The following is an 8,678-nucleotide window of genomic DNA, read 5'->3' as shown; positions in this document are numbered from 1 at the left end:
AAATAATAGTGAGTTAATATTGAATACAGAATTGGTTCAATTTTGACATTTTTTTTAGCAAACAAATTACTACATTTGAAAAAAAATAGACTTTATATAAAGTCTATTTTTTTTTAACCAAAACCCATTCAATCATCATATTTCAACCAGTATTATAAATGAAAATTAGAAAAATACAACCTAACGGAGACTTAACTTCAACAAACAACAACAAAAGAAAGCGCTACAAAATTGCTGCCATTGCCATTATTGTTCTTTCGACTGCATCTTTTTTTGGATATCAATATTTTAAAACTGAAAGTAAAACCATTTGTTTAGGCACAGATACTAAAATCTATGATGCTTACAAAGACGCAGTGGTACTTATAAAACATCGATATGGTTATTTTGCTAAAATTAATGGAAAAGAATTTCAACTTAATGTTGAGGATGCTAAGGAAGAAACAATTTACGGAACTGGTTTTTTTATAGATACAAACGGAAACATGGTAACCAATAAACATGTTTTACAGCCATGGAATTCATCCGATGAAGAGAGCGAAAAAGTAAATACTACTACACGAAATCTAAGAATGAAGATTGCTTCTATTCTTACTAAAGATGTTCCTGAAAATGAATATGAAAGTTTTATCGACAGAAACTGGAGCCATGCATCAGTGTCGTATGATGAAGGTGACGGAGAGGGAGATTATGAAGAAACAAGCGAAGAAACCAGCGAACCTGCGGGCGAAGAATTTGTAAGTTCTAATGAAACAACAACAGATACATCGGCAGTATCAACTGATATTGCAGCCTCTATTCCGGTAAAAGATTATGTTGCTATAGATGATATCGAGGTGTATGTAAAGACCTTAGATATTGAAGTAGCTCTTCATGATTCTAATGATACGTGGATTAATTGTGAGATTAATAAAGTTTCAGAAGACAATAATATTGATTTAGGTATTTTACAATTAGTTGATCACAAAACTCCCGGAAGTGTTACCAATGTAATCAATCTTGATAATGCAATCGATGATGATAAATCATTAGCACCTGGCCAAAAAGCGATAATGGTTGGCTATCCAATGGGAATGGATTTGGCACAAACAAATTCAGGCATAAAAGTGCAGCTTTATAATGGTCAAATAAGTAAAGAATCAGACGGTAATAAAATTCAATACAGTATAACTTCTACACATGGTGCTAGTGGCGCGCCGGTTTTTAATGAATGCGGTCAGCTGATTGCGGTTAATTTCAGCGGAGTTGATCAGGTTCAGGGTATTAATTTTGGAATTGTAGCAAAACATCTTCACGCTCTCTAATCTGAAACATTACAATAAATAAAAACTTTTAAAACGAATTGGTTTTTCTTATTTCAAATCAAATTAAAAATCACACTTATTAATTATGAATAAAATTTTTAATATCTGTGCACTATTATTCTTTAGTGCCGTTTTTTCACAGATTCCAACGCTGGATGTCGAAAATCAGAAAAAAAATTCAGTAATCCTGCAGGAAGTAAAAATTGAAACCAAAATTTTAGGAAATCTTGCGTCAACTACAGCAACTTATATATTTTATAATCCTGGTGACAGAATTTTAGAAGGAAAATTTACACTTCCGTTGCCGGAAGGAGTAACTATAAGCGGCTATGCTTTAGACATCAACGGAAGTCTGAGAGACGCAGTTCCTGTTCCGAAAGAACGAGCTAAAGAAGTATTTGAAAGTATTGAAAAGAGGAATGTAGATCCCGGTATTATTGAAAAAGTAGCCGGAAATAATTTTAGAACCAGAATTTATCCCATTACGGCCAGAGGCACCAGATTTATTAGGATTACATACAATCAGGAATTAAAAAATTCGGCAACTGATTATCAGTATTTTTTAAGTTTCGCCAACGCAGTCAATATTCCAAAATTTAATCTGAAAGTATTGGTGGATGAAAGTCTGACAACTCCTAATATTACTGAAAATCCAGATGGAAGTTTTACTTTTCAAAAAAAGGGAAATCAATGGGTTGCTGAAATAAACAAAACGAATTTTACGCCAAATGAAAGTCTTAAAATTACTATTCCAAAAGTAAACGAGTCTTCAAACGTATTGGTTCAAAAAGCTTCTGACAATAAATCTTATTTTGCAGCAAGTGTTGCAATGAATTTCCCCGTAAAAGAAAAAGCAAAATCTCAAAAAATTGCTATTATTTGGGACAATTCATTCAGCGGATCAAAAAGAGACCATAAAAAAGAGCTAGACTTTCTTAATGCTTATTTTTTAGAGAATAAGGATATTGGAGTGTCTTTTGTTCTTTTAAATAATATTCTCGAGAAAACAGAAGAATTTACGGTTTCAGGAGGAAACTGGAGTGCCTTAAAAAACAGAATTCTTACCCTGAAATATGATGGAGGAACTGACTTTAGTGCTTTAAAAGAAATTCCGCAAACAGACGAGTATCTGTTATTTTCTGACGGAATTTCAAATTTTGGTGACTTAACTTTAAAATTCAAAAAACCGGTCAACAGCATAGCAAGCACACCAACTTCTGATTTTAATTTGCTTAAACTTTTGGCATTACAATCAGGAGGAAATTTTATCAATCTTAACGAATTAGATACGCAATCTGCTTTAAAAACTTTTAATAGACTTCCTATTCTATTTTTAGGCTTTAAAGAAAGTAATACTATTCAGGAGTTGTTTCCTAATGTTGGAACTGCTGTCAATGAACCTGTTAATATATTCGGAATTGCATCTCCAAATTTGGGCAAGCTTACGGCTCTTTTTTCTGTAGGGAATAAGAAATTTGAAATTCCGGTAGATTTTAATAACGCGGTACAAGCAGACAAATGGCCAATTGCACAATTTTGGGCACAACGAAAAATTAATGATCTTGAACTTAATTCAACCCAAAACAGTGACGAAATTAGAAATCTGAGCGAACAATTTGGAGTGGTAAGTAAAAATACCAGCCTTATAGTATTGGATGATATTGATGATTATGTACGTTTTGGCATCACTCCTCCTCAGGAATTATTACCGGAATACAATAAAATCGTTTCGCAAAACAAAAAGCAAATTTTAGAAAAAAGAAAAAGCCTTCTATCTAAAGCTTTTGATAAAACACGTGAACTGGCAACCTGGTGGAATAGCGAATTTAAGCCTTCAGAAAAAAAACAGTATCCTACAATTTCTAAGCAGTCGCAAAAAACGTCAGGACAAGAAAGTCTTGTTAGCGACGAAGCTGTGTATTCTGCAAGTAACTCTGATAAAACAAAATCTAAAGGCAAAATAACCTTGATAGATGTAGAAAGTAATCAAGAGTATATGAAAGATTTTCAGACTTTACAATCTGCTGAACTGATTTACCAAAAATATCTTGAAAATCGTCCTAAATACGAAAAACAGGTAACCTATTATTTCGATGTTTCTAAACTGTTGTTTAAAAAAGGAGACAAAACACTTTCTCTAAAAGTTTTAAGCACATTAGCAGAGCTTGATTTAGAAAATGAAGAATTATACAAAACGATTTCTTACCTATTGAAACAAAGAGGTAATTATGAAAAAGAATTGTGGATTACCCAAAAAATTCTGGAATGGAGACCGTTTGATCCTCAAAGTCACAGAGATTATGCATTGGCTTTGGTAGATAATAAAAAGCCTCAAGAAGCTCTGAATGTCTATAAATCTATGCTTTATCAGGAATACACCGATGAGATTTCTGTAAGAGATACTGGCATTGAAGAGATTTTGATTATGGAAATCAATAATATTTTGAGCCAAAACAAAAATGTCGATGCAAGCAAAGTAGATGATCGTTTAAAAGCAAATCTCCCAGTAGATATTCGCATTGTGATTAATTGGAATAAAGACAATACCGATATCGATCTTTGGGTTACTGATCCGAGAGGAGAAGATTGTTCGTACTCACACAGGTCGACGGAAATTGGAGGAAGATTAAGCAATGATTTTACTCAGGGTTTTGGGCCTGAACAATTTTTACTAAAAAAAGCAATCAAAGGGAAATATAAAATTAAAACTAATTTTTTCGGTGAGAGACAAAATATTCTTTCCGGACCAACTACGGTAATGGCAGAAGTATACTTGTACTATTCTGATGGAAGACAAGAGCGCAAAATTGCTGTTTTCCAGAGTCAGAAAGAAAACAAGCGTGAAAGCGACAGTAAAATTCTTATTGGAGAATTTGAATTTTAAAAATTCTAAAACTCATTTATAATAATAACCCGACAGATTTTAAAAATCTGTCGGGTTATTATTATAAATGAATGACTTAAAAACAATTATGTCTAAGATTAAAAATTAGTTGATTTACACCGTATTTATTTTATTCACAGTATTTGGTGTTTATTTACTGATCGATTCATTTATAAATCCAGAATTAGAATTTCCTGAGGTTGTTTTAGTCAAAAAAAGAATTAAATATATCAATTCTATCCTTTTCTTTGGAGGTTTAGGCTGCATCTATTATCTTATAAAAGAAAGAAAAATTGAAATAAATAAGAATACGTTTAAAACGAATATTACTATGCTTTTTGGTTGCTTAATATTTGTGTTAAATTGTTTATTTCTGGTCCTACATCCCGAAGAATTTAAAAAAGGCAATAAATTAATCAAAATGATTATTGGCTATACGGGAATATTATTTTTTGGAGCTGGTTTACTTATGTCGGTATTTAGATTAATAAAAAACCTATCTAAGACAAATTAATAAAACTCATGATAACCTCGATATGTTTTTTTATTCTAAAACGAATACTTCTCTAATTTCTTCCCCTGAATATCCAAAACCTTGGTGTTTTCTTTAGGAACATCACCTCTCCAAATTTCCTGAACAGATGGATTCGACGGGTATTTTCCGTTTTTCATTTTTACGACATGAAATTTCGCTCCCGTTTCAAATACAAGATCATAAAACTTTTCAGATGCTGAAGTGGTTACTAAAATAGGAAAATCAGTTACGGTAAATTTGTTAATTAAACTTCCGTCATTATTTAAGATATATCCAGAACAGCCTCCGCTTCCGCAGAAATACGGGTTTGAGAAACCAACAAAATATTCGTCTTTTTTATCATTATTGAGATCGAAAGCTTCGTAATAAAAAAACCGATCCTCTTTTGTCATTGCTGGTAAATCGTTCTTTAATAGAATATTCAATTGTGTACGAATCAATTCGACTGCTTTGTCATCTTTTGCAGGAGCATCGCTAACATCTGCAGTTCCTGCAACGGTTTTAGATAAAGTATCTTCGGCAATTGTTTTGATGATGCTTTTGTCTTCGGTTTTTTCTTTATTCTGACAAGAAATGATTCCCAGAATCATAACTGCCATTAAAATTTTACTTTTCATAATTTCTTTATTTTAAGTTCTCAATATTATGTTTGTTAAACCCGACAGGTTTTAAAAACCTGTCGGGTTTGCAGTCACTACAAACTTTTAGACTAGCAAAGCTACTTTATTTTCTATATCATTATTGGTCAGCAAAGACTTTATATTATTAAAAGTAACCAACGCAATCTGCGTTAAAGCTTCGTTGGTAAAAAAGGCCTGATGTGCCGTAACCAAAACATTCGGAAAACTCATTAGACGCTGAATTGCATCATCCTGAATAATATCAGCGGAAAGATCCCTGAAGAATAGTTTTTCTTCCTGTTCATAAACATCGATTCCGAGATAACCAATTTTACCTTCTTTTAATCCTTCAATTACAGAGGCTGTTTCTATTAATGCCCCACGACTTGTATTGATAATCATAACGCTGTCTTTCATCTCATCGATAGATTTGCTGTTTATGATATGTTTGGTTTGTTCGTTTAAAGGGCAATGCAGCGAAATGATATCACTGTCTTTAAAAATTTCGTCAAGAGACACGAATTTTACTCCGTCTTTTATCATTTCATCATTTGTAACAATATCGTAAGCGAGAACTTTACAGCCAAAACCTAAAGCGATTTTAGCAAAGGCTTTGCCTATATTTCCCGTTCCTATAATTCCGATTGTTTTACCAAATAAATCAAAACCTAATAATCCGTTTAGCGAAAAGTTTTGTTCGCGGACTCTATTATAGGCTTTATGTGTTTTTCTGTTTAAAGTTAAAATCATTGCAATTGCATGTTCTGCAACTGCCTGAGGAGAATATGCCGGAACACGACATACTTTTATATTATATTTTTTTGCAGCTTCTAAATCGACATTATTAAAACCCGCACAACGCAAAGCAATAATCTTTACTCCTTTTTCTGCCAATTGTTTAATTACGGCTTCATTGACAATATCATTTACAAAAACACAAACTATAGTTGCACTTTCGATAAGAATAACGGTCTGAGGATTAAGTTGCGTTTCAAAAAAATCCAACTCAAAACCAAAACTTTCATTATATTTATTAAAGAAAGATTTATCGTAAGGCTGGGTCGAAAAAAAGGCAATTTTATTATTGTTTGGTGTGGCGTTTAAACTCATAATAATTTGTTTTGGGTTTTAAATTCTGGTCTTACTAAAGTAAGCAATTAATTCTGAAGTAAATTTCTGATCTTAAAAAATCAACTTATTTCAAATATTCTTTACCATGCGCGATAATAACTCCCTCTTTGGGATGCAGAGAAGAAACATCATAATCTAAACTCGTCAATATCTTTAAACCATCTATAGAGTCTACTTTATTTTGACCATTCCAACCCATTTTCAAACCGTACAAAACAAATTCTCTAATATATTTAGGCCGGTTAAAATTGACAACTTCTTCTTCCCTAGTCGATAACCTTGTTAATTTTATCCCTGTACTTAATGGATTTCCGGCATACGCATCTTCCCAGGTAATGAAATTAATTTTCAGTGGCGTTAGTTTATAGTGCTCTAAAAATATTGTTATTTCAAATGTTGCTATAGCTGTGCTGCTTCCAAATCCAGTAACCGATTTATACAAATAGACCTTATCTTCGACCGTGATTTTTCTTAATGACATGATTTATTATGATCTAAAATTCAAATGATCTGTACTAAAAAGTAAACCAATTCCGCTGTAAGGATCTTTTTTCAAATCATAGAAATTATTTACTCCGTCGAGATCTTTGTATAAATCTGAAATTATCGAAGATTGCTGAAATCCATCTATGGTATGGTTTATAATAGTATCTGCCAAACAGGTTAATTCTTTTGTACTATTGGTCACTCCTATATTATTTCCCGTTTCCCAATCCCAGATAATCCAATTCCAGTTGTGTTTTTTATGCATACAATCCATCCATAAATAAGAGAGATTTTTAATTTTTATCTTTCCTAAATCTTTCCCTTTCCAATATTCTACACTTTCTATTATGGCTTGTATCGCATCATCTGTTTGATCATAAACAAAATCAGGATTCGAAATCTGAATAATTTTTACAGCATCTGCAATCTTGGTACTAACCGTCTTTAATTCTTTTTCATTGGGATTTCTTAAAAAAGCAAACTCAATATCTTGTCGTTCAAAAATAGTTCCCGGCGATTTTAAAAGCATTTCTGCAGGAATGCATTGGGTATTAGAATTTTCATCGAGAAACTCTTCCTTCGGATCAAATGCAAAATTCTCTTCTTCATAGAAACCTGAAGTATATCTTTGTTCAATTTCTTTTATTAGCTGATACGTTTCAACATTTAAATCATCTTTTATTTCCTCTACGCTTTTAAATTTACAGAAATAATCCGGCTGCAACATCCAATACAAACAAAGCGCCGTTCCTTTATCAAGATATTTTTGTTTGATGATCCATTTAAAAGGCTCGATTCCGTCATCGTAATTCCAATGCTGAACAAATTGATGCAATTCGGCAGTAGTTAACTTTTGATACGACATCTCGTTATTTACGGCTTTAAGAACTCTGTTTTTATTTTTTTTATTGAATATGTGCTCCATATTTTTTCTGATAATTCTGTTTTGAAAGTGTCAACGTACTAACAAATTTAAAAACCTATTTTGGTAAAACATCATGATTATTGGTAATAAAAATCTATTGTTCTTTATTATATAATATCACGGAACATTTTTTCGTTTTGTTAAATAAACTACAATTCTGATTATCAGATTAAACCTATTCAATCTGATAAAGTCTAATTACTATAACAATTAAAAAACGTACATCATGAAAAAACTATTAATCGCGGCTTTGTTATTCGTTGGAATAGCAAGTTTTGCACAGGAAGCAGATCAAAAACCTACACGCGAACCGAGAGAAAGATTAACTCCGGAGCAACGTAATGAGAAACAATTGAAAAAAATAACATCCGAATTGAATTTAGATGCTAATCAGCAAGCTCAGGTGAAAAAACTTTTAGCTGACAGAAGTGCTAAAGCAGAACAATTAAGAGAAGCGCGCCAGGCCAAAAAGGATAATAATGTAAAACCTACTGCAGCAGAAAGAGAAGCTTTAAAAAAACAAATAATGGATGAAAAAGAGGCCAACGACGCTAAAATGAAAGCCATTCTAAATGCTGATCAATACAAAAAATGGACTTCTATTCAGGAAGAAAAAAGAGAGCAGGCGAAAGAGAAAATGAAAGAATACAGAAAAGAAAACAACTAATTATGGTTACAAAAAAGAGGCTTTAATGGCTACCGTCTGGACACATCTCTAAAGAGTATCCAACCTTGCATGACTGAATTGAATTTTTGCAGGCCAATCCAAAAAGTTGTGATGCCAGGTTTTCTT

At 32.3% G+C, this 8,678-nt stretch carries 8 protein-coding genes; 4 read left to right on the top strand and 4 right to left on the bottom strand.

What is annotated here, in order from left to right; translation table 11 throughout:
- The first annotated feature begins 158 nt into the window (after nucleotides 1-158).
- From FLACOL7796_RS22905 to FLACOL7796_RS22895, 3 genes are all read left to right on the top strand, one after another.
- Nucleotides 159-1,304, top strand: a complete 1,146-nt coding sequence (locus tag FLACOL7796_RS22905) for a S1 family peptidase (protein ID WP_173973095.1) — start codon at nucleotides 159-161, stop codon at nucleotides 1,302-1,304.
- A gap of 85 nt (nucleotides 1,305-1,389) precedes the next feature.
- The gene (locus FLACOL7796_RS22900) at nucleotides 1,390-4,188 is read left to right on the top strand and encodes a VIT domain-containing protein (protein ID WP_173973094.1); all 2,799 of its coding nucleotides are present in this window, start codon (nucleotides 1,390-1,392) and stop codon (nucleotides 4,186-4,188) included.
- 109 nt (nucleotides 4,189-4,297) lie between these two features.
- Nucleotides 4,298-4,702, top strand: coding sequence for a hypothetical protein (locus tag FLACOL7796_RS22895; protein WP_173973093.1), 405 nt, complete (start codon nucleotides 4,298-4,300; stop codon nucleotides 4,700-4,702).
- Nucleotides 4,703-4,737: 35 nt separating this feature from the next.
- On the opposite strand, the gene FLACOL7796_RS22890 is transcribed toward FLACOL7796_RS22895, so the two are convergent.
- The 4 genes from FLACOL7796_RS22890 to FLACOL7796_RS22875 form a co-directional block, all read right to left on the bottom strand.
- The gene (locus FLACOL7796_RS22890; RefSeq protein ID WP_173973092.1) at nucleotides 4,738-5,340 is read right to left on the bottom strand and encodes a hypothetical protein; all 603 of its coding nucleotides are present in this window, start codon (nucleotides 5,338-5,340) and stop codon (nucleotides 4,738-4,740) included.
- 87 nt (nucleotides 5,341-5,427) lie between these two features.
- Nucleotides 5,428-6,453: a 2-hydroxyacid dehydrogenase gene (locus tag FLACOL7796_RS22885; protein WP_173973091.1), complete on the bottom strand. Its 1,026-nt coding sequence runs from the start codon at nucleotides 6,451-6,453 to the stop codon at nucleotides 5,428-5,430.
- 85 nt (nucleotides 6,454-6,538) lie between these two features.
- Nucleotides 6,539-6,955, bottom strand: a complete 417-nt coding sequence (locus tag FLACOL7796_RS22880; protein ID WP_173973090.1) for a hypothetical protein — start codon at nucleotides 6,953-6,955, stop codon at nucleotides 6,539-6,541.
- A gap of 6 nt (nucleotides 6,956-6,961) precedes the next feature.
- Nucleotides 6,962-7,885: a DUF4274 domain-containing protein gene (locus FLACOL7796_RS22875; RefSeq protein ID WP_173973089.1), complete on the bottom strand. Its 924-nt coding sequence runs from the start codon at nucleotides 7,883-7,885 to the stop codon at nucleotides 6,962-6,964.
- Nucleotides 7,886-8,111: 226 nt separating this feature from the next.
- On the opposite strand from FLACOL7796_RS22875, the gene FLACOL7796_RS22870 reads away from it, so the two are divergent.
- Nucleotides 8,112-8,552 (top strand): hypothetical protein, encoded by a 441-nt coding sequence (locus FLACOL7796_RS22870; protein WP_173973088.1) that lies wholly within the window; start codon nucleotides 8,112-8,114, stop codon nucleotides 8,550-8,552.
- Nucleotides 8,553-8,678 lie beyond the last annotated feature (126 nt).

Origin of the sequence: Flavobacterium bizetiae (assembly GCF_902804475.1) — a bacterium.
GTDB lineage: Bacteria > Bacteroidota > Bacteroidia > Flavobacteriales > Flavobacteriaceae > Flavobacterium > Flavobacterium bizetiae.
The sequence above is the reverse complement of the archived record's forward strand: the minus strand, read 5'-3'. Positions and strand labels throughout refer to the sequence as shown.

What these genes read in the sequence shown, in the direction of transcription:
- FLACOL7796_RS22905 (WP_173973095.1), top strand. Translation starts at nt 159, where the DNA reads ATGAAAATTAGAAAAATACAACCTAACGGAGACTTAACTTCAACAAAC.
- FLACOL7796_RS22900 (WP_173973094.1), top strand. Translation starts at nt 1,390, where the DNA reads ATGAATAAAATTTTTAATATCTGTGCACTATTATTCTTTAGTGCCGTT.
- FLACOL7796_RS22890 (WP_173973092.1), bottom strand. Translation starts at nt 5,340, where the DNA reads ATGAAAAGTAAAATTTTAATGGCAGTTATGATTCTGGGAATCATTTCT.
- FLACOL7796_RS22885 (WP_173973091.1), bottom strand. Translation starts at nt 6,453, where the DNA reads ATGAGTTTAAACGCCACACCAAACAATAATAAAATTGCCTTTTTTTCG.
- FLACOL7796_RS22880 (WP_173973090.1), bottom strand. Translation starts at nt 6,955, where the DNA reads ATGTCATTAAGAAAAATCACGGTCGAAGATAAGGTCTATTTGTATAAA.
- FLACOL7796_RS22875 (WP_173973089.1), bottom strand. Translation starts at nt 7,885, where the DNA reads ATGGAGCACATATTCAATAAAAAAAATAAAAACAGAGTTCTTAAAGCC.
- FLACOL7796_RS22870 (WP_173973088.1), top strand. Translation starts at nt 8,112, where the DNA reads ATGAAAAAACTATTAATCGCGGCTTTGTTATTCGTTGGAATAGCAAGT.